This is a genomic window from Duganella sp. Leaf126 (assembly GCF_001423125.1).
Classification (GTDB): Bacteria; Pseudomonadota; Gammaproteobacteria; order Burkholderiales; family Burkholderiaceae_D; genus Rugamonas.
On record NZ_LMNW01000001.1, the window covers coordinates 747,328 to 765,001 of the forward strand.

Genomic DNA, 17,674 nt, shown 5'->3' on the forward strand with positions numbered 1-17,674 from the left:
AAAATATACATCTGGATACAAATGCTGTGGCGAGAGAAACGTCGTGGCAATCTTTCGCAGCGAAGATGACGTCAAGCGCAGCAACCACACTGCGCTACTCCCAACCAAGACGAAAGGAACGACCATGAACATCATTCGCAAGAGTATCCTCATCGGTTTCACGGTACTGGGCATGGCAGCGGCCCACGCGCAGGACGCCGCGCCACAGGACAAGCCGCAGCACAGCCAGCGCGCCACGCCGGAGCAGCGCCATGCGAAAATGGAAGAGATGTATGCCAGGCGCCAGGCGCGCCTGCACGATCAGCTCAAACTGACGGCGCAGCAGGAGTCGGCCTGGGCTGCTTACCAGGCCGCGGTCAAGCCGGCGCCCCGCACCGGGGAACGGCCGCCGCGCGGCGAGTTCGCCAAGCTGTCCTCGCCTGAACGGCTGAGCAAGATGATCGAGATGACCAAGCTGCGCGAAGACAAAATGCAACAGCACCTGACCGCGCTCACGGCGTTTTACAACCAGCTGACGCCCGAGCAGAAAGCCACGTTCGACCAGCACGGCATGCATACTATGCGCGGCAAGCATGGCGGCTGGGGCGGCCGCGGTGGCATGGCAGCACACGGTCCGCAGCGCGGCTAAACCGACCGGTGATGCTTCCCGCGCAGGCGGGAAGCAACTGCCATCCAGGCAAGGTCGCCATTGCCTGCATGCGGTCCGTCGTTGGCGCACGATCTGTCATGCCTGCCCACGGGGGCGCATCTGTCATTCATACAAGGTCGCTGTTGCCTGCACGGGTCCATGGTTGGCACATGATCCGTCGCAGGCGGGAAACAACTGCCATCCATGCAAGGTCGCCATTGCCTGCATGCGGTCCGTCGTTGGCGCCCGATCCGTCATGCCCGCGCAGGCGGGCATCCCATTATTTCAACCGCTCCAGCGATTGCGAAAATTTGGCCGCATTCTGGTAACCGATCACGCGCGAACCGGCGATTTCTCGCCCCTGTGCATCGAACAGGATGATGCCCGGCGGCCCGAACAGGCCGAAGCGCTTGAGCATGGCCTTGTCGTCGGCATCGTTGGCGGTCACATCGACCTGCAGCAGCAGCGTGTTGGCCAGCCGTGCCTGCACCTGCGGATCGACAAAGGTCAGCTTTTCCATCTCCTTGCATGACACGCACCAGTCTGCGTAAAAATCGAGCAGCGCGGTCTTGCCGCCCGTTTGCGCCAGCATCGCATCGAGTTCGGCCACGGTCTTGATGCGCTGGAACTGCAGGTGCCGTTCCGGCGCGCCCAGCACATGGGCCAGCGGCGCCAGCGGGTCGCGCCCGCCCGTCACCACGCCGCCCAGTTGCACCAGGCCCAGCGCCACCGCAACCACGGCCAGCGCCTTGCCCTGCCACCTGGCGCTGTTGAGCAGCAGGTAAGCGCCGTAGCCGACCAGCAGCGCAGCCCAGCCCATCATCTGCACCACCGGCGGCAGCACCGGCGACACCAGCCACAAGGCCATCGCCAGCATCAGCACGCCAAAGAAACGCTTGACCGCATCCATCCACTTGCCCGCCCTGGGCAGCAGCGCGCCGGCCGAGGCGCCCACCAGGATCAGCGGCACGCTCATGCCCACCGCCATCGCGAACAGTGCGCTGCCGCCGATGAAGACATCGCGCGTCTGGCTGATGTACACCAGCGCGGCCGCGAGCGGCGCTGCCACGCAGGGTCCCACAATCAGCGCCGAAATGGCGCCCATCACGAACACGCCCGCCAGCTTGCCCGACGATTGTCGGTTCGAGACGGTGCTGAGTTTCGATTGCAGCGCGGCCGGCACCTGCAATTCGTAGTAGCCGAACATCGACAGCGACAGCAGCACCATCAGCACGCCGAAGCTGCCCAGCACCCACGGGTTTTGCAGCGCAGCCGACAGGCCTTCGCCGGCCAGGCCGGCCGCCACGCCCAGCGCGGTGTACACGATCGCCATACCCAGTGCATAGGTGACCGACAACAGCAGGCCGCGCTTGCGGTTGCTGCGGTCGCCCTCGCCGACGATGATCGACGACAGGATCGGCACCATCGGCAGCACGCACGGCGTGAACGACAAACCCAGGCCCAGCAGCGCGAACAGCGGCAGGATCGCCAGCAGGCTGCCGGTCTTGAGCGCTGCTTCCAGGCGGCCGCTGTCGTTGGCGGGCGCGGACGCAGTCGTGGATGCGGCAGCGGCGACCGGGGCTGGCGGTGGCGCGATGTCCTCTGCCGTCGGCGGCGCAATCGGGTAGATCGTCACGCCGGGACTGACGGCTGCGGGCTTGCCTTCACCACCGGCAGTCTGCCTGGGCAGCGCTGGCGCAGTGGCAGCGTTTGCGACAGTGGCAGCAGGGGCTGCTGCGGTCGCACCGGCGCCCGTGGCGGCCTTGCCGGCCGCCGGCAGCGGCACCGCGCCGCTGCCGGTCAGCTGCGCCGTGTAATCCTGCGGCGAATAGCACAGTCCTTTTTCGGAGCAGCCCTGGCCGCTCACATGCAGCGTGAACGGGCCGCTGGCGTCCACCGGTATCGTGATGGTCACGCTCTTGCGGTACGTTTCCACGTCTTTTTCGAAGGTGGGATCGTAATGCACCTTGCCGGCCGGGATGGCAGGCGCACCGAGCTTCGCGCCGGTGGCGCCGAACTTGAATGGCTCGCGGTACATATAGTAGCCGTCGGCGATCTGGAAACTGACGGCCACCGTATGGCCGTCGACCATGCTGGCGGAGAAGCGGAAAGCCTTGTCGGGCTCGAGAAAATCCTGGGCGCGGACGGGACCGGTCAGCAGCAGGACCAGCAGGGCAAGAAATCGGACGACACGTTGCATAAACGGCTTTCTTCAAGCGGGAATCGTTGAGACAGCAGCATAGTACACCGGGATCGCGCTCGGTGGCCGGCGCCCGGCCGGCGCAGCGCCCCGTGGTCATCAACGGCCAGCGACGGCGCCACCGGCCTCGCCAGCACGCGCTAAACCTTTCGATACGCCACGCAGCGCAGGTGATGGCCGATGCGAGCGGCGTGTTTGCCGAGGGCGAAAAAAAAAGCCAGGCTGTGCCTGGCTTTTTCACTACTGCTGACAGCTGCAGTCCAGCTGGCGAAGATTACTCTTCGGCAGTTGGTGCTGCATCGATGTCGGTCGCTTCCGGACGGTCCAGCAGCTCGACGTAAGCCATTGGAGCGTTGTCGCCAACACGGAAACCCATTTTCAGGATGCGCAGGTAGCCGCCGTTGCGGGTGGCGTAACGTGGGCCCAGTTCCGAGAACAGTTTGCCGACGATTTCGCGGTCGCGCAGACGGGAGAATGCCAGACGCTTGTTGGCCAGGGTATCGACCTTGCCCAGGGTCAGGATAGGCTCGACAACGCGGCGCAGTTCCTTGGCCTTTGGCAGGGTGGTTTTGATGGCTTCATGACGCAGCAGGGAAACGGTCATGTTGCGCAGCATTGCCAGGCGGTGGGACGAGGTACGGTTCAGCTTACGGAGGCCGTGACGGTGACGCATGGTACTTCCTTTCAGGTGTTTAAATCCGAGTTCTTCGATCGCTCGGGATGAGCGCGGACCGGTTAGTGATTAACGCCGCGGACAACGTGTTCGCGGCGGGTACTGCAACGGTATAACTGCAAATCGGTTGGCAGGACAGCACACCGCTACACGATGTCCGGCCCTGCCCCCGAGGTATTACTTTTCCAGCCCGGCAGGCGGCCAGTTTTCCAGCTTCATGCCCAGGGTCAGGCCGCGCGAGGCAAGTACTTCCTTGATCTCGTTGAGCGACTTGCGGCCCAGGTTAGGCGTTTTCAGCAGTTCGTTTTCCGAACGCTGGATCAGGTCGCCGATGTAGTAGATGTTTTCTGCTTTCAGGCAGTTGGCCGAACGCACGGTCAGTTCCAGGTCGTCCACTGGACGCAGCAGGATCGGATCGACCAGCGGTGCGCGCGATGGCGCTTCGGCAGCCGCTTCCGTGCCTTCCAGGGCAGCGAACACGTTCAGTTGATCGACCAGCACGCGCGCCGATTGACGGATCGCTTCTTCCGGCGAAATCACGCCGTTGGTTTCGATGTTGATGATCAGCTTGTCCAGGTCGGTACGCTGTTCGACGCGAGCGGACTCGACGAAGTACGAAACGCGACGCACAGGCGAGAACGACGCATCGAGAATGATGCGGCCGATGGTCTTGTTGGTGTCTTCCGACAGGCGACGCACGTTACCAGGAACATAGCCGCGGCCTTTTTCGACCTTGATCTGCATGTCCAGCTTGCCACCGGCAGTCAGGTGAGCAATCACGTGGTCCGGGTTGATCAGTTCCACGTCGTGTGGCAGATCGATGTCCGACGCCAGCACAGCGCCTTCGCCTTCTTTTTTCAGGGTCAGCGTGACGGAATCACGGTTGTGGACCTTGAAGACGACGCCTTTCAGGTTCAGCAGCATGTCGACAACGTCTTCCTGCACGCCGTCGAGCGACGAATATTCGTGCACGACGCCGGCGATCGTCACTTCGGTCGGGGCATAGCCGACCATCGACGACAACAGCACGCGACGCAGCGCATTACCCAACGTATGGCCATAGCCGCGTTCGAACGGCTCCATGACGACTTTCGCGTGGCCGGCGCCGAGCGCCTCTACATCGATAATACGTGGCTTCAACAAACTGTTTTGCATGTAAATGTCCTTTTCAATACCCTCGGCGCGTTAGGCCGATAAGGCTGATGGCATTAGTAAAAAAGCCCGCTTACAACATAAGCGGGCGGGGAGCGATAATTGGGCCCCCGCCTGCGCGGGGATGACGGCGATGCCGTCGATTAACGCGAGTACAGTTCGACGATCAGCGATTCGTTGACGTCGTTGGCGATTTCGTTACGCTCTGGCAGGGACTTGAACGTACCTTCCATTTTTTTCGAATCAACCGATACCCAGGCTGGCATGCCGACTTGTTCAGCCAGCGACAGCGCTTCGACGATACGCACTTGCTTTTTCGACTTTTCACGCACAGCGATGACGTCGCCGACCTTGACCGAGTACGAAGCGATGTTGACCACTTGGCCGTTCACGGTGAACGCCTTGTGCGAGACCAGCTGACGCGCTTCAGCGCGGGTCGAGCCGAAGCCCATGCGGTATGCAACGTTGTCCAGGCGGGTTTCCAGCAGTTTCAGCAGGGTTTCGCCGGTGTTGCCCTTGCGGCGGTCGGCTTCTGCGAAGTAGCGACGGAACTGACGTTCCAGCACGCCGTACATACGCTTGACCTTTTGCTTTTCGCGCAGTTGGTTGCCGTAGTCGGAGGTGCGGGCACCCGACTTGACACCGTGCTGGCCTGGCTTGACGTCCAGTTTGCACTTGCTGTCGAGCGAGCGACGTGCGCTCTTCAGGAACAGGTCAGTACCTTCACGGCGGGAGAGTTTTGCTTTTGGTCCGATATAACGTGCCACGATGCTTCCTTTGTTTAAATAATGACGCCCCAGCCATGCAACAGGATGGTTGCCTGGTTAGGCGCTAGTCTGTGCCGCGAGGGGCCAGACGTGGCTAAAGTCTGCCAGCCTTGCGACATGACAGACGAGAATAGCCGGGCAGTATAACCGTTTCCGGTCACCTGCTCCAGCGATTTTTCAGCTAGTTAGCTAGCTGCAAGAATCTCGCAAAACCGTCGCGAGCGGTTCACTATCGTCTCGGGTAGCGCAAGCGTACGGAGGTACGCTGAGCAACGCAGGGGCGATAGCGGATCGCGCGGCAGTTTTCCGGGATTCTTTAGATACGACGACGCTTTGGTGGACGGCAGCCGTTGTGTGGCACTGGGGTCACGTCCTGGATCTCGGTGATCTTGATGCCCAGGTTGTTCAGTGCGCGCACTGCGGATTCGCGACCAGGACCTGGGCCCTTGATACGCACTTCCAAGTTCTTCACGCCGCATTCCACTGCCACTTTACCAGCGGCTTCCGCTGCAACCTGCGCTGCGAACGGGGTCGATTTACGCGAACCCTTGAAGCCGGCGCCACCGGAGGTAGCCCACGACAGAGCATTGCCCTGACGGTCGGTAATGGTGATGATGGTGTTGTTGAAGGAAGCGTGAACGTGTGCGATACCTTCTGCAACGTTCTTCTTGACCTTCTTGCGCACGCGAGCTGCTGCTGCGCTGCTTTGTTGCTTAGCCATGTGATTTCCCTAGATTATTTCTTGAGCGATTGAGCGGCTTTGCGCGGACCTTTGCGGGTACGGGCATTGGTGCGGGTGCGTTGACCGCGGACCGGCAGGCCCTTACGGTGACGCATGCCGCGGTAGCAACCCAGATCCATCAAACGCTTGATGTTCATGGACAGTTCGCGACGCAGATCGCCTTCGACGATGAATTTTGCTACTTCATCGCGCAGCTTTTCCAGTTCGCTGTCGTCCAGGTCTTTGACCTTTTTGTCGGTCGCAATACCCGTCGCGGCGCAGATGAACTTTGCGCGCGGGCGGCCAACACCGTAGATGGCCGTCAGGCCGATAACGGTGTGCTGATGATTTGGGATATTAACCCCTGCAATACGTGCCATTCGTTATTCCTCGATAAATAACGGTTATTAACCTTGACGCTGTTTGTGACGTGGTTCGACGCAGATTACGCGAACAACGCCTTTGCGCTTGATGATCTTGCAGTTGCGGCAGATCCGCTTGACTGAGGCGTTAACTTTCATTATGAACTCTCTTCTAAAAGGTTCGATTAAATTTACTTGGTCCGGAACACGATGCGGGCACGGGACAGGTCGTAAGGTGTCAGTTCTACCGTCACCTTGTCGCCAGGGAGAATGCGAATGTAGTTCATCCGCATTTTACCCGAAATATGTCCGAGCACCACGTGTCCGTTTTCCAGTTTCACTCGAAATGTTGCATTTGGGAGATTCTCAAGAATCTCGCCCTGCATCTGTATGACGTCGTCTTTTGCCATTCGGTATGTTTACCGCGCTTATCGCGTCGGAATTCCGCCCTTGAAGTTTGCTTTGCGCAGCAGCGATTCATATTGCTGCGACATCACGTAGTTTTGTACTTGCGCCATGAAGTCCATGGTGACAACCACAATAATCAACAGAGAAGTACCGCCAAAATAGAAAGGTACTTTCCACTCAGCGACCATGAATTCCGGCAGCAAGCACACCAGGGTGATGTAAATGGCGCCAGCCAGTGTCAGTCGTGTCAGGATCTTGTCGATGTAACGGGCAGTCTGCTCACCGGGACGAATCCCTGGCACAAAGGCCCCGCTCTTCTTCAAGTTATCTGCTGTTTCCTTGCTGTTGAAGACCAGCGCGGTGTAAAAGAAGCAGAAGAACACGATGGCCACCGCGTACAACAGTGCGTGGATGGGCTCGCCTGGCCCCATCGATGCAGCCAAATCTTTCAGGAACCGCACCACCGGATTGGTGACATCGGCGCCTGTCGTGAACCAGCCCACGATCGTTGCCGGGAACAAGATAATCGACGAAGCGAAGATCGGTGGGATCACGCCGGCCATGTTCAATTTCAATGGCAGGTGCGACGTTTGTCCACCGTAAATCTTGTTACCCACCTGGCGTTTCGCATAGTTCACCAGAATTTTGCGTTGGCCACGTTCGACAAATACCACGAAGAACGTTACCGCCACCACCAGGATCATGATGATGATCGCCGAGAAAGCACCAATCGATCCGTTCGACACCGAGGAGCCCAAGCCACCCAGCGCGCCCGGCAAACCGGCTGCGATACCTGCGAAAATGATGATCGAGATGCCATTACCCAAGCCACGCTCGGTAATTTGCTCGCCCAACCACATCACGAACATGGTTCCGGTCAACAGCGTTACGACCGTTACGAAACGGAATGCATAACCAGGATCGAGCACCAGACCTTGTTGCGATTCCAGCGCCACGGCAATGCCGAGGGCCTGGAACGTCGCCAGCACGACCGTAAAGTAACGGGTGTACTGGGTGATCTTGCGACGGCCTGCTTCGCCTTCCTTCTTGAGCGCTTCCATCTGCGGCGAGACGATCGACACCAGTTGCATGATGATCGAGGCCGAGATGTACGGCGTGATACCCAGCGCAAACACCGTAAAGCGCGCGAGAGCGCCACCGCTGAACATGTTCAACATGCCCAGGATGCCGCCCTCTTGCGACTTGAACAGTGCGGCCAGCTGTACCGGATCAATCCCGGGGACCGGGATGTGAGCACCGATACGATATACCACCAATGCGCCAAGCAGGAACCAGAGCCGGCCCCAGGGGAACCCGGCTGCTGCGCTTTTTGCAAGTTGTGGATTAGTCGCCAATTTTCGCTCCGATCAAGCTGTTTAGCGGCAAGCTCAGGCTACCGAGCCGCCAGCTGCTTCGATGGCTGCTTTCGCGCCAGCGGTCACTTTCAGGCCTTTGAGGTTCACCGCCTTGGTGATCTCGCCGGACAGGATGACGCGCACGTCGCGTGCCAGCACGCTCAGCACGCCAGCTTGCTTCAGCACCAGGATGTCGACATCGCCGACAGCCAGGTTGTTCAGGTCGGACAGACGCACTTCAGCTTTGAAGGTGGCGTTGAGCGACTTGAAACCGCGCTTAGGCAGACGGCGTTGCAGAGGCATCTGACCGCCTTCGAAGCCGACTTTGTGGAAGCCGCCCGAACGCGATTTTTGACCCTTGTGACCACGGCCCGAGGTTTTGCCCAGACCGGAGCCGATACCGCGGCCGACGCGACGCTTGTAGTGCTTGGCGCCGTCGGCTGGTTGAATGGTATTCAGTTCCATGATTTCTCCGTGTGTAAGCCTGACGGCTTACCCAACTACTTTAACGAGGTACGAGACTTTGTTGATCATGCCGCGCACGGATGGGGTGTCCTGCAACTCGGAAACCGAGTTAACACGACGCAGGCCCAGGCCGCGTACGGTGGCACGGTGATCTTCACGCGTGCCGATCAAGCCCTTGACCAGTTGTACTTTGACAGTTTTGTTCGTCATATCGTTCACCTTAGCCCAGGATCTCTTCAACCGACTTGCCGCGCTTGGCAGCGATGTCGGAAGCAGTCGTCATTTTTGCCAGACCGTCGAGGGTCGCACGCACCAGGTTGTAAGGGTTGCTCGAGCCGGTGGATTTCGCCACGACGTCGGTCACGCCCATTACTTCGAAGATCGCGCGCATGGCGCCACCAGCGATCACGCCGGTACCAGGTTTCGCAGGGATCATCATCACTTTCGATGCGCCATGACGACCGTGGACGGTGTGGTGCAGGGTGCCGTTTTTCAACGGTACTTTGATCAGGTTGCGACGGGCTTCTTCCATTGCCTTCTGCACACCCACTGGTACTTCTTTCGACTTGCCCTTGCCCATGCCGATGCGGCCATCGCCGTCACCAACCACGGTCAGCGCGGCGAAGCCCATGATACGACCACCCTTGACCACTTTGGTCACGCGGTTGATCGCGATCATTTTTTCGCGCATGCCATCATCCGGCTTGTCGCTTGCCATTTTTGCTTGCATTTTTGCCATGATCGTTCCTTAGAACTTCAGACCGGCTTCACGCGCGGCTTCTGCCAGCGCCTTCACACGGCCGTGGAAACGGAAACCGGAGCGGTCGAACGCGACTTCGGTGATTCCTGCTTTCAGTGCTTTCTCTGCGACACGCTTGCCCACCAGTGCGGCAGCAGCGGCGTTACCGCCCTTGCCCGATTGGCCAGCCAGTTCAGCGCGTACTTCCGCTTCCAGGGTCGAGGCCGAAACCAGTACTTTGGCTTCCGGGCTGATCAGGTTTGCGTAGATATGCAGGTTGGTGCGGTGTACCGACAGGCGGTTTACCTTCTGCTGCGCAATCTTGATCCGGGTTTGACGTCCGCGACGCAGACGAGATTCTTTTTTATCCATCGTCAGCCCCTAATTACTTCTTCTTGGTTTCTTTAAGCTTCACCACTTCGTCCGAATAACGGACGCCCTTGCCCTTGTAAGGCTCAGGAGCGCGGTAAGCGCGAACTTCAGCAGCCACCTGGCCCACTTTTTGACGGTCGATGCCTTTGATGACGATCTCGGTCGGGGTGGCGGTAGCAACGGTGACGCCTTCTGGCATCGCGTGCACGACCGGGTGCGAGAAACCGAGCGACAGGTTCAGCTTGTCGCCCTGGGCCTGGGCTTTGTAGCCCACGCCGATCAGGTTCAGTTTTTTCTCGAAGCCCTTGGTGACGCCGGTGACCATGTTGTTGACCAGTGCGCGCAGCGTACCGGACATGGCGTTGGCTTCACGGCTGTCGTTCGCTGGCTCGAAGCTCAGCGTGCCGTCGTTGTTTTGTACTTTTACCAGACCGTTCAGGTTCTGGGTCAGGACGCCCAGCGGGCCCTTGACGGTGATCGCTTGTGCGGAGATGGCGACATCAGCGCCAGCTGGCACAGCGATAGGCATTTTAGCTACACGGGACATGTCTTACTCCTTAAGCGACGTAGCAAATAACTTCGCCGCCGACACCGGTAGCGCGTGCTTTGCGATCGGTCATGACGCCTTGCGGAGTCGACACGATGGCCACACCCAGACCGTTCATCACCGATGGGATCTCGTCTTTGCCTTTGTACACACGCAGGCCAGGACGCGACACGCGCTCGAGGCGCTCGATGACGGGACGACCGACGTAATATTTCAAACCGATTTTCAGTTCCGCTTTGCCACCTTCTTGGGCGACGGCGAAATCTTCAATGTAACCCTCGTCCTTGAGGACGTTGGCAATCGCTACTTTGACTTTCGACGATGGCATCGCCACGGTCGTTTTTTGAACGCCCTGGGCGTTGCGAATGCGGGTCAGCATATCGGCGATAGGATCGCTCATACTCATTGCTTATTCTCCTATTACCAGCTAGCTTTAGTCATACCCGGAATCTCACCACGCATGGCGAATTCACGGAGCTTGATACGGCCCAGACCGAATTTACGGAAGGTGCCGCGTGGACGACCGGTGACGGCGCAGCGGTTACGCTGGCGGGTCGGAGCCGAGTTACGTGGCAGCGTCTGCAGTTTCAGACGGGCTTCGTAACGTTCTTCTTCCGATTTCGACTGGTCATCGATGATGGCCTTGAGCGAGGCGCGCTTGGCGGCGAATTTGTTCGCCAGTGCCACGCGTTTCGCTTCACGGTTAATCAGTGCGAGTTTTGCCATGATCTCTTAGTTCCTGAACGGGAATTTGAAGGCGGCGAGCAAAGCTTTGGCTTCGTCGTCGGTCTTAGCGGTGGTGGTGATCGAGATGTTCATACCACGCAGCGCATCGATCTTGTCGTACTCGATTTCCGGGAAGATGATCTGCTCTTTCACGCCGATGTTGTAGTTACCACGGCCATCGAACGAACGGCCATTCACACCGCGGAAGTCGCGCACGCGTGGCAGGGCCACGGTGATGAAGCGATCCAGGAACTCGTACATGCGAGCGCCACGCAGGGTGACCATGGTACCGATCGGATAACCTTCACGGATTTTGAAACCCGCGATTGCTTTGCGCGACTTGGTGGTCACTGGCTTCTGGCCGGCGATCTTGGTCAGGTCGCTGACAGCGTGCTCGAGGACCTTCTTGTCCGCGATGGCCTCACCAACACCCATGTTCAGGGTGATCTTGGTCAGACGAGGAACTTCCATCACCGACTTGTAACCGAATTTTTCGGTCAGGTCAGCGACGACTTTTTCTTTATAGAACTCTTGGAGACGTGCCATGATTTCTTAAGCCTTCACTACTTCGCCGGACGATTTGAAGACGCGGACTTTTTTGCCGTCGACATCTTTGAAACCAACACGGTCTGCCTTGCCAGTCGCTGCATTGAACAATGCAACGTTGGACACGTGAATCGGCATAGTCTTGTCGACGATACCACCTTGTACGCCAGTCATCGGGTTCGGCTTGGTCGCTTTTTTGGCAACGTTGACGCCTTCCACCACTACGTGTTCTGCGTCGACACGGCGCGAAACGACACCGCGTTTGCCCTTGTCTTTACCGGCCAGAACGATGACTTCGTCGTTTTTACGAATCTTATCCATTGCTGACTCCTTACAGTACTTCAGGTGCCAGGGACACGATCTTCATGAACTTTTCAGTGCGCAGTTCGCGCGTCACTGGTCCGAAGATACGGGTACCGATCGGTTCCAGCTTGGCGTTCAACAGAACGGCGGCATTGCCGTCGAACTTCACCAGGGAACCGTCTTGGCGGCGAACACCTTTAGCGGTGCGCACAACCACGGCGTTATAAATTTCACCTTTTTTGACACGACCACGTGGGGCAGCAACCTTGACGGTTACTTTGATCACGTCGCCAATGCCAGCATAACGGCGCTTGGAGCCGCCCAATACCTTGATGCACAGAACTTCTTTTGCACCGGTATTGTCGGCAACTTCGAGCCGGCTTTCAGTTTGAATCATAGTATTCTCTTTCCCAACTTAAGCCGAAGAATCCACACAATGCGGACCTGCGGTCAGTCTTGGTCCCGCCAATGCGCTCAAGCAGAGTGCATTGTTTGGGTGCTTGACCTTCGTACTGCTACTGACCGCACGGTTCAGCGTCTGTGGCCAGACACTTTGCGGCGTTACATGAACGAAGCCCGCAAGTATTACATACCTTTTGCGGGCTTGCAAGAATTAATTGAAAAGCGCCGCCGGAACCACAGTTCCGGCGGCGTGACTTCAATTAAACGATTTGTGCGGCTTGCACCACACGGGTCACGGTCCATGCCTTGGTCTTGGAGATCGGACGACCTTCCACGATTTCCACCGTGTCACCGGCTTTCACCTGGTTGGTCTCGTCGTGGGCGTGGTACTTTGCCGAACGAACGATGATCTTGCCGTACAAAGGATGTTTCACGTGACGTTCGATCAGAACGGTAACGGTTTTGTCCATTTTGTCGGACACCACTTTACCGATCAGGGTGCGCTTGAGCGACTTTACTGGTTCGGTCATTTGGCTTCCTTGGTGTTCATTACCGTTTTTACGCGTGCGATATCGCGACGTACCTTCTTGAGCTGCGAGGTGTTGCTCAGCTGCTGCGTAGCGATTTGCATACGCAGGCCGAACTGGGCCTTCAACAGGTCATTCAGCTCTTTTTGCAGAGCTGCCTGGTCTTTGCCGCGGAGTTCAGATGCTTTCATATTTCACTCCTGTTATTGGCCAACTTGACGGACCACGAAGGTGGTCGCCAGTGGCAGTTTGGCAGCGGCCAGGCGGAACGCTTCGCGCGCCAGTTCTTCTGCGACGCCGTCCATTTCGTACAGGACTTTGCCTGGACGGATTTCAGCGACGTAGTACTCTGGATTACCTTTACCGTTACCCATACGAACTTCAGCTGGCTTGTTCGAAATCGGCTTGTCCGGGAAAACGCGGATCCAGATACGACCGCCACGTTTGATGTGACGGGTCATGGCGCGACGAGCGGCTTCGATCTGGCGTGCCGTGATACGACCACGGGCGACCGCTTTCAGACCGAATTCACCGAACGATACCGAAGTGCCGGTGCCATGCGAAATGCCGGTGTTACGGCCTTTCTGCTCTTTACGATACTTTCTGCGTGCTGGTTGCAGCATGATTATTCTCCTGCTTTCTCAGCCGGCTTGGCAGCAGCACGACGGGCGCCTGCAGGACCAGCTGGACGTGGACGGCCCGATGGCTTGCCGTCGTCACGACGTGGGCCACGTGGCTTTTTCTCGTCTGGTGGGGTATCGATCACTGGTGCGTCGCCGTTCGCCGAACGATCACCCTTGTAGACCCACACCTTGACGCCGATGATGCCGTAGGTGGTCGAAGCTTCGCTGGTGCCGTAGTCGATGTCGGCGCGCAGGGTGTGCAGTGGCACACGGCCTTCGCGATACCATTCGGTACGAGCGATCTCGATGCCGTTCAGACGACCCGACGACATGATCTTGATGCCCAGGGCACCCAGACGCATGGCGTTTTGCATCGCGCGCTTCATGGCGCGACGGAACATGATGCGCTTTTCGAGCTGCTGCGAGATCGAATCGGCGATCAGCTGCGAATCGATTTCCGGCTTGCGGATTTCCTCGATATTGACGTGCACCGGCACGCCCATGATCTTGGTCAGCGCCGACTTCAGTACTTCGATGTCTTCGCCTTTTTTACCGATGACCACGCCCGGACGCGAGCTGTAGATCGTGAAACGCGCGTTCTTGGCTGGACGCTCGATGACGATGCGGCCGACCGAAGCGTTTTTCAGCTTGGTCTTCAGGTAAGCGCGTGCTTTCAGGTCTTCGTTCAGCATGGCAGCGAAATTGCCGTTGCCTGCGTACCAGCGCGAAGCCCAGTTACGGGTGACCGCCAGGCGGAAACCGGTTGGATGAATTTTCTGACCCATCGTAGCTCCTTAGTTACCGACGGTCACATAAATGTGACACGATTGTTTCGAGATACGATCGCCACGACCTTTAGCGCGTGCAGTGAAGCGCTTGAGGATCGGGCCCTTTTCAACGTAGATCGTTTTCACGAACAACTCGTCGATATCGGCACCGTCATTGTGCTCGGCGTTGGCGATTGCCGACTCGAGCACCTTCTTGATGATGGTGGCGCCTTTTTTCGGGCTGAATTGCAGAATGTTGAGTGCTGCGTCAACTTTCTTGCCACGAATCAGGTCAGCAACCAGACGGCCTTTTTGGTCCGACAGGCGCACGCCTTTGAGAATAGCTTTGGTTTCCATTATTTCTTCGCCTTCTTGTCAGCGGCATGGCCCTTGAACGTGCGGGTCAGCGCGAATTCGCCGAGCTTGTGACCTACCATGTTCTCGGAAACGTACACAGGCACGTGCAGCTTGCCGTTGTGGACAGCGATCGTCAGGCCGATGAAGTCAGGCATGATGGTCGAACGACGGGACCAGGTTTTAATTGGCTTTTTGTCTTTTGTCGCTTGCGCGGCTTCGACTTTTTTCACCAGGTGGGCGTCACAGAACGGCCCTTTTTTCAATGAACGAGTCATGATTTATCCTTATTTCTTGCCGCGGCGCGAGACGATCATGGAAGACGTACGCTTGTTGCTGCGCGTCTTCTTACCCTTGGTCTGCTGGCCCCATGGCGACACTGGGTGACGACCTGCTGCCGTACGACCTTCACCACCACCGTGCGGGTGGTCGATCGGGTTCATGACCACACCGCGCACGGTCGGACGGACACCGCGCCAACGCATGGCACCGGCTTTACCGATCTTGCGCAGGCTGTGTTCGGCATTGCCGACTTCACCGACGGTGGCGCGGCACTCGATGTGCACGCGGCGCACTTCACCCGAGCGCAGGCGAACCTGGGCGTAGGTGCCGTCACGGGCCATCAGGACCACGCCGGCGCCGGCGGTACGGGCGATTTGCGCACCTTTACCTGGCAGCATTTCGACGCAGTTCATGATGGTACCGACCGGGATGTTGCGGATCGGCAGGCAGTTACCGGCCTTGATCGGGGCTTCCGAACCGTTCATCACGGTGTCGCCGACAGCCATGCCTTTGGTGGCGATGATGTAAGCGCGGGCGCCGTCGGCGTAGCACAGCAGTGCGATGTGCGCGGTACGGTTTGGATCGTATTCGATACGTTCCACTTTCGCCGGGATGCCATCCTTGCTGTTACGCTTGAAGTCGATCAGACGGTAGTGCTGCTTGTGACCACCACCGATGTGACGGGTGGTGATGTGACCGTTGTTGTTACGGCCAGCGGTCTTCGATTTTTTCTCAACCAGCGCTGCCAGCGGACGACCTTTGTACAGGTCGCTGTTGACAACTTTCACCATGCCGCGACGGCCTGGGGAGGTTGGCTTCATCTTAACGAGTGCCATTATTTAGCCTCCTCGGTGAAATTGATTTCCTGGCCAGGCTTCAGGCACACGAAAGCACGCTTGGTGTGGTTGCGACGGCCAGTGTGGGCGCCCGAGCGCTTCTGCTTACCTTCGCGGTTCACGGTTTGCACCGATTCCACTTGCACTTTGAACAGCAGTTCAACGGCAGCCTTGATTTCTGGCTTGGTTGCGTCGGTGGTGACGCGGAACACGATCTGCTCGTTCTTTTCCGCGACCATGGTGGCCTTCTCGGAAATCACCGGAGCAACCAGCACCTTCATCAGGCGCTCTTCGCTAAATTTCAATGCGCTCATGCCAGCATCTCCTCAATCTTGGCCAATGCAGCTTTGGTGACCACGATCTTCTTGTAGAACACCAGGGACATCGGATCTGCGTGACGCGGTTCAACAACCAGTACGTTAGGCAGGTTGCGCGATGCCAGTTCCAGGTTTTCGTTGGCGACGTCGGTGATGATCAGCACGGACTCCAGGCCCATACCGGTCAGCTTTTGCGACAGCAGCTTGGTTTTTGGAGCTTCGATGGCGAAGTCTTCAACAACAACCAGGCGCTCTTCACGAGCCAGCTGGGACAGGATCGAGCAGATACCTGCGCGATACATCTTCTTGTTCACTTTGTGGGTGAAGTTCTCGTCAGGCGAGTTCGGGAAGATGCGACCACCGCCGCGCCACAGTGGCGACGACGACATACCAGCACGAGCACGGCCGGTACCTTTTTGGCGCCATGGCTTCTTGGTCGTGTGGTGGACTTCTTCACGGTCTTTTTGTTTACGGTTGCCGCTGCGAGCATTGGCTTGGTAAGCAACGACGATCTGGTGGATCAGGGCTTCGTTGTAGTCACGGCCGAAAACGGAGTCGGCGGCAGCAACGTTAGAGGCGGCTTGACCTTGAGCATTCAAGAGCTTGAGTTCCATCGTTTAAGCTCCCTTCTTTGCTTTAACTTTGACAGCAGGCGATACCACGACCTGGCCGTTTTTGGCGCCAGGAATCGCACCTTTGACCAGCAGCAGCTGGCGGTCGGCGTCGATGCGGGCGATTTCGAGGTTCTGCACGGTGCAGGTAACGTCACCCATGTGACCGGTCATGCGCTTACCAGGGAATACGCGACCTGGATCCTGCGCCATACCGATCGAGCCTGGTACGTTGTGCGAACGCGAGTTACCGTGAGTCTGACGACCCGAAGCAAAGTTGTGACGCTTGATGGTACCGGCATAGCCTTTACCGATCGACACGCCTTGAACGTCGATTTTCTGACCGACTTCGAACAGGGAGGCAGCGATGACTTCGCCAGCTTTCAGTTCTGCCGCTTTGGCTGCGTCGATGCGGAACTCCTTAAGCAGAGTACCAGCTTCAACACCAGCTTTGGCGTGGTGACCAGCAACAGCTTTCGTTACGCGGGAAGCGCGACGTTGACCGAATGCGACCTGAACTGCAGTGTAACCATCAGTTTCAGGAGTTTTGATTTGTGCAACACGGTTGTTCGATACGTCAACCACGGTGACTGGGATCGAATCCCCGTCATCGGTGAAGATGCGCATCATGCCAACCTTGCGACCGAGGAGGCCAAGGCTCATTTTTTCTCCAATTCCCACCTACGATTGGGCAGGGATATGTTGAACTACAAAATAAGTACGGACCAATAAAAAGATGAATCCATACCGAAGCCGGCTAGTGTAGCGTGAAAAGACCCTTGACGCAACAACTTAGTACGAGGTATGTCAGGTTTTTCAGGCGCCGTGGCAGCTGGCGCATTGCGAGACGGAAAAGCTGTGGCAAAGATGACTGCTTGCGCGCGCAAAGGCCCGCGCCATGCGGGTTTGGCGGCGCACCCTGCGTGTGCGCAAACGGCCGGGGCGTCAGCGGCCTAGCATCGGTCAGGCAGGCGTCCGCCTGCCTCGTCCC

Annotated in this window: 30 protein-coding genes; 1 reads left to right on the forward strand and 29 read right to left on the reverse strand. The window is 58.1% G+C overall.

The window, feature by feature from the left end:
• Positions 1 to 124 precede the first annotated feature (124 nt).
• Entirely contained in the window at positions 125 to 628 is a 504-nt protein-coding gene (locus ASF61_RS03170; protein ID WP_056150994.1) for a Spy/CpxP family protein refolding chaperone, read from the forward strand.
• A gap of 280 nt (positions 629 to 908) precedes the next feature.
• Here ASF61_RS03170 and dsbD read toward each other — a convergent pair whose 3' ends face one another.
• The 29 genes from dsbD to rplC all read right to left on the reverse strand — a co-directional run bounded on the left by dsbD (position 909) and on the right by rplC (position 17,346).
• Positions 909 to 2,828 (reverse strand): protein-disulfide reductase DsbD, encoded by a 1,920-nt coding sequence (gene dsbD / locus ASF61_RS03175; RefSeq protein ID WP_056150996.1) that lies wholly within the window; start codon positions 2,826 to 2,828, stop codon positions 909 to 911.
• A 274-nt stretch (positions 2,829 to 3,102) separates the two neighbouring features.
• On the reverse strand, positions 3,103 to 3,501 hold the full coding sequence (rplQ, locus tag ASF61_RS03180; RefSeq protein ID WP_056150999.1) for a 50S ribosomal protein L17: 399 nt from the start codon (positions 3,499 to 3,501) through the stop codon (positions 3,103 to 3,105).
• Between the two features lie 177 nt (positions 3,502 to 3,678).
• Complete coding sequence (locus ASF61_RS03185; RefSeq protein WP_056151002.1) at positions 3,679 to 4,656, reverse strand: DNA-directed RNA polymerase subunit alpha; 978 nt, start codon at positions 4,654 to 4,656, stop codon at positions 3,679 to 3,681.
• Positions 4,657 to 4,796: 140 nt separating this feature from the next.
• Positions 4,797 to 5,420, reverse strand: a complete 624-nt coding sequence (rpsD, locus tag ASF61_RS03190) for a 30S ribosomal protein S4 (protein ID WP_056151003.1) — start codon at positions 5,418 to 5,420, stop codon at positions 4,797 to 4,799.
• 316 nt (positions 5,421 to 5,736) lie between these two features.
• On the reverse strand, positions 5,737 to 6,141 hold the full coding sequence (gene rpsK, locus ASF61_RS03195) for a 30S ribosomal protein S11 (RefSeq protein WP_008444339.1): 405 nt from the start codon (positions 6,139 to 6,141) through the stop codon (positions 5,737 to 5,739).
• A 14-nt stretch (positions 6,142 to 6,155) separates the two neighbouring features.
• Positions 6,156 to 6,521, reverse strand: coding sequence for a 30S ribosomal protein S13 (gene rpsM / locus ASF61_RS03200; RefSeq protein WP_019923475.1), 366 nt, complete (start codon positions 6,519 to 6,521; stop codon positions 6,156 to 6,158).
• 27 nt (positions 6,522 to 6,548) lie between these two features.
• Complete coding sequence (gene rpmJ / locus ASF61_RS22515; protein ID WP_005663407.1) at positions 6,549 to 6,662, reverse strand: 50S ribosomal protein L36; 114 nt, start codon at positions 6,660 to 6,662, stop codon at positions 6,549 to 6,551.
• Between the two features lie 32 nt (positions 6,663 to 6,694).
• Positions 6,695 to 6,913 carry a translation initiation factor IF-1 gene (gene infA / locus ASF61_RS03205; protein WP_005663428.1) on the reverse strand — a complete coding sequence of 73 codons (219 nt, stop codon included), beginning with the start codon at positions 6,911 to 6,913 and terminating at the stop codon, positions 6,695 to 6,697.
• An 18-nt stretch (positions 6,914 to 6,931) separates the two neighbouring features.
• Positions 6,932 to 8,266 (reverse strand): preprotein translocase subunit SecY, encoded by a 1,335-nt coding sequence (gene secY / locus ASF61_RS03210; RefSeq protein ID WP_056151005.1) that lies wholly within the window; start codon positions 8,264 to 8,266, stop codon positions 6,932 to 6,934.
• Between the two features lie 33 nt (positions 8,267 to 8,299).
• Positions 8,300 to 8,731, reverse strand: coding sequence for a 50S ribosomal protein L15 (gene rplO / locus ASF61_RS03215; protein ID WP_008444334.1), 432 nt, complete (start codon positions 8,729 to 8,731; stop codon positions 8,300 to 8,302).
• A 27-nt stretch (positions 8,732 to 8,758) separates the two neighbouring features.
• Positions 8,759 to 8,941 carry a 50S ribosomal protein L30 gene (gene rpmD, locus ASF61_RS22520; protein WP_019923477.1) on the reverse strand — a complete coding sequence of 61 codons (183 nt, stop codon included), beginning with the start codon at positions 8,939 to 8,941 and terminating at the stop codon, positions 8,759 to 8,761.
• A 10-nt stretch (positions 8,942 to 8,951) separates the two neighbouring features.
• Positions 8,952 to 9,470 carry a 30S ribosomal protein S5 gene (rpsE, locus tag ASF61_RS03220; RefSeq protein ID WP_019923478.1) on the reverse strand — a complete coding sequence of 173 codons (519 nt, stop codon included), beginning with the start codon at positions 9,468 to 9,470 and terminating at the stop codon, positions 8,952 to 8,954.
• 9 nt (positions 9,471 to 9,479) lie between these two features.
• A complete protein-coding gene (gene rplR / locus ASF61_RS03225; protein ID WP_056151007.1) occupies positions 9,480 to 9,842 on the reverse strand; it encodes a 50S ribosomal protein L18 in 363 nt (120 codons plus the stop codon).
• 13 nt (positions 9,843 to 9,855) lie between these two features.
• Positions 9,856 to 10,389: a 50S ribosomal protein L6 gene (gene rplF / locus ASF61_RS03230; RefSeq protein ID WP_056151009.1), complete on the reverse strand. Its 534-nt coding sequence runs from the start codon at positions 10,387 to 10,389 to the stop codon at positions 9,856 to 9,858.
• A gap of 10 nt (positions 10,390 to 10,399) precedes the next feature.
• Positions 10,400 to 10,795: a 30S ribosomal protein S8 gene (gene rpsH, locus ASF61_RS03235; protein ID WP_056151011.1), complete on the reverse strand. Its 396-nt coding sequence runs from the start codon at positions 10,793 to 10,795 to the stop codon at positions 10,400 to 10,402.
• 14 nt (positions 10,796 to 10,809) lie between these two features.
• Positions 10,810 to 11,115 (reverse strand): 30S ribosomal protein S14, encoded by a 306-nt coding sequence (gene rpsN / locus ASF61_RS03240; RefSeq protein WP_019923482.1) that lies wholly within the window; start codon positions 11,113 to 11,115, stop codon positions 10,810 to 10,812.
• A gap of 6 nt (positions 11,116 to 11,121) precedes the next feature.
• Complete coding sequence (rplE, locus tag ASF61_RS03245) at positions 11,122 to 11,661, reverse strand: 50S ribosomal protein L5 (RefSeq protein ID WP_056151013.1); 540 nt, start codon at positions 11,659 to 11,661, stop codon at positions 11,122 to 11,124.
• Between the two features lie 6 nt (positions 11,662 to 11,667).
• On the reverse strand, positions 11,668 to 11,982 hold the full coding sequence (gene rplX / locus ASF61_RS03250; RefSeq protein ID WP_056151015.1) for a 50S ribosomal protein L24: 315 nt from the start codon (positions 11,980 to 11,982) through the stop codon (positions 11,668 to 11,670).
• Between the two features lie 10 nt (positions 11,983 to 11,992).
• Positions 11,993 to 12,361 carry a 50S ribosomal protein L14 gene (gene rplN, locus ASF61_RS03255; RefSeq protein ID WP_019923485.1) on the reverse strand — a complete coding sequence of 123 codons (369 nt, stop codon included), beginning with the start codon at positions 12,359 to 12,361 and terminating at the stop codon, positions 11,993 to 11,995.
• 265 nt (positions 12,362 to 12,626) lie between these two features.
• Positions 12,627 to 12,896 (reverse strand): 30S ribosomal protein S17, encoded by a 270-nt coding sequence (rpsQ, locus tag ASF61_RS03260; protein ID WP_056151017.1) that lies wholly within the window; start codon positions 12,894 to 12,896, stop codon positions 12,627 to 12,629.
• Positions 12,893 to 13,084 (reverse strand): 50S ribosomal protein L29, encoded by a 192-nt coding sequence (gene rpmC / locus ASF61_RS03265; RefSeq protein ID WP_056146773.1) that lies wholly within the window; start codon positions 13,082 to 13,084, stop codon positions 12,893 to 12,895. The genes rpsQ and rpmC overlap by 4 nt, the downstream gene beginning before the upstream one ends.
• A gap of 12 nt (positions 13,085 to 13,096) precedes the next feature.
• Positions 13,097 to 13,516 (reverse strand): 50S ribosomal protein L16, encoded by a 420-nt coding sequence (gene rplP / locus ASF61_RS03270; RefSeq protein WP_019923487.1) that lies wholly within the window; start codon positions 13,514 to 13,516, stop codon positions 13,097 to 13,099.
• A gap of 2 nt (positions 13,517 to 13,518) precedes the next feature.
• A complete protein-coding gene (gene rpsC, locus ASF61_RS03275; protein ID WP_056151019.1) occupies positions 13,519 to 14,301 on the reverse strand; it encodes a 30S ribosomal protein S3 in 783 nt (260 codons plus the stop codon).
• Positions 14,302 to 14,310: 9 nt separating this feature from the next.
• On the reverse strand, positions 14,311 to 14,643 hold the full coding sequence (rplV, locus tag ASF61_RS03280) for a 50S ribosomal protein L22 (RefSeq protein WP_174864456.1): 333 nt from the start codon (positions 14,641 to 14,643) through the stop codon (positions 14,311 to 14,313).
• Positions 14,640 to 14,915, reverse strand: coding sequence for a 30S ribosomal protein S19 (rpsS, locus tag ASF61_RS03285; protein WP_050409767.1), 276 nt, complete (start codon positions 14,913 to 14,915; stop codon positions 14,640 to 14,642). Before rpsS ends, rplV begins: the two co-directional genes overlap by 4 nt.
• Before the next feature lie 9 nt (positions 14,916 to 14,924).
• Complete coding sequence (rplB, locus tag ASF61_RS03290) at positions 14,925 to 15,755, reverse strand: 50S ribosomal protein L2 (protein WP_056151022.1); 831 nt, start codon at positions 15,753 to 15,755, stop codon at positions 14,925 to 14,927.
• Positions 15,755 to 16,069 (reverse strand): 50S ribosomal protein L23, encoded by a 315-nt coding sequence (rplW, locus tag ASF61_RS03295; protein WP_019923491.1) that lies wholly within the window; start codon positions 16,067 to 16,069, stop codon positions 15,755 to 15,757. The genes rplB and rplW overlap by 1 nt, the downstream gene beginning before the upstream one ends.
• Positions 16,066 to 16,686 (reverse strand): 50S ribosomal protein L4, encoded by a 621-nt coding sequence (rplD, locus tag ASF61_RS03300; RefSeq protein ID WP_056151025.1) that lies wholly within the window; start codon positions 16,684 to 16,686, stop codon positions 16,066 to 16,068. Before rplD ends, rplW begins: the two co-directional genes overlap by 4 nt.
• A gap of 3 nt (positions 16,687 to 16,689) precedes the next feature.
• A complete protein-coding gene (gene rplC, locus ASF61_RS03305) occupies positions 16,690 to 17,346 on the reverse strand; it encodes a 50S ribosomal protein L3 (protein WP_056151027.1) in 657 nt (218 codons plus the stop codon).
• Positions 17,347 to 17,674 lie beyond the last annotated feature (328 nt).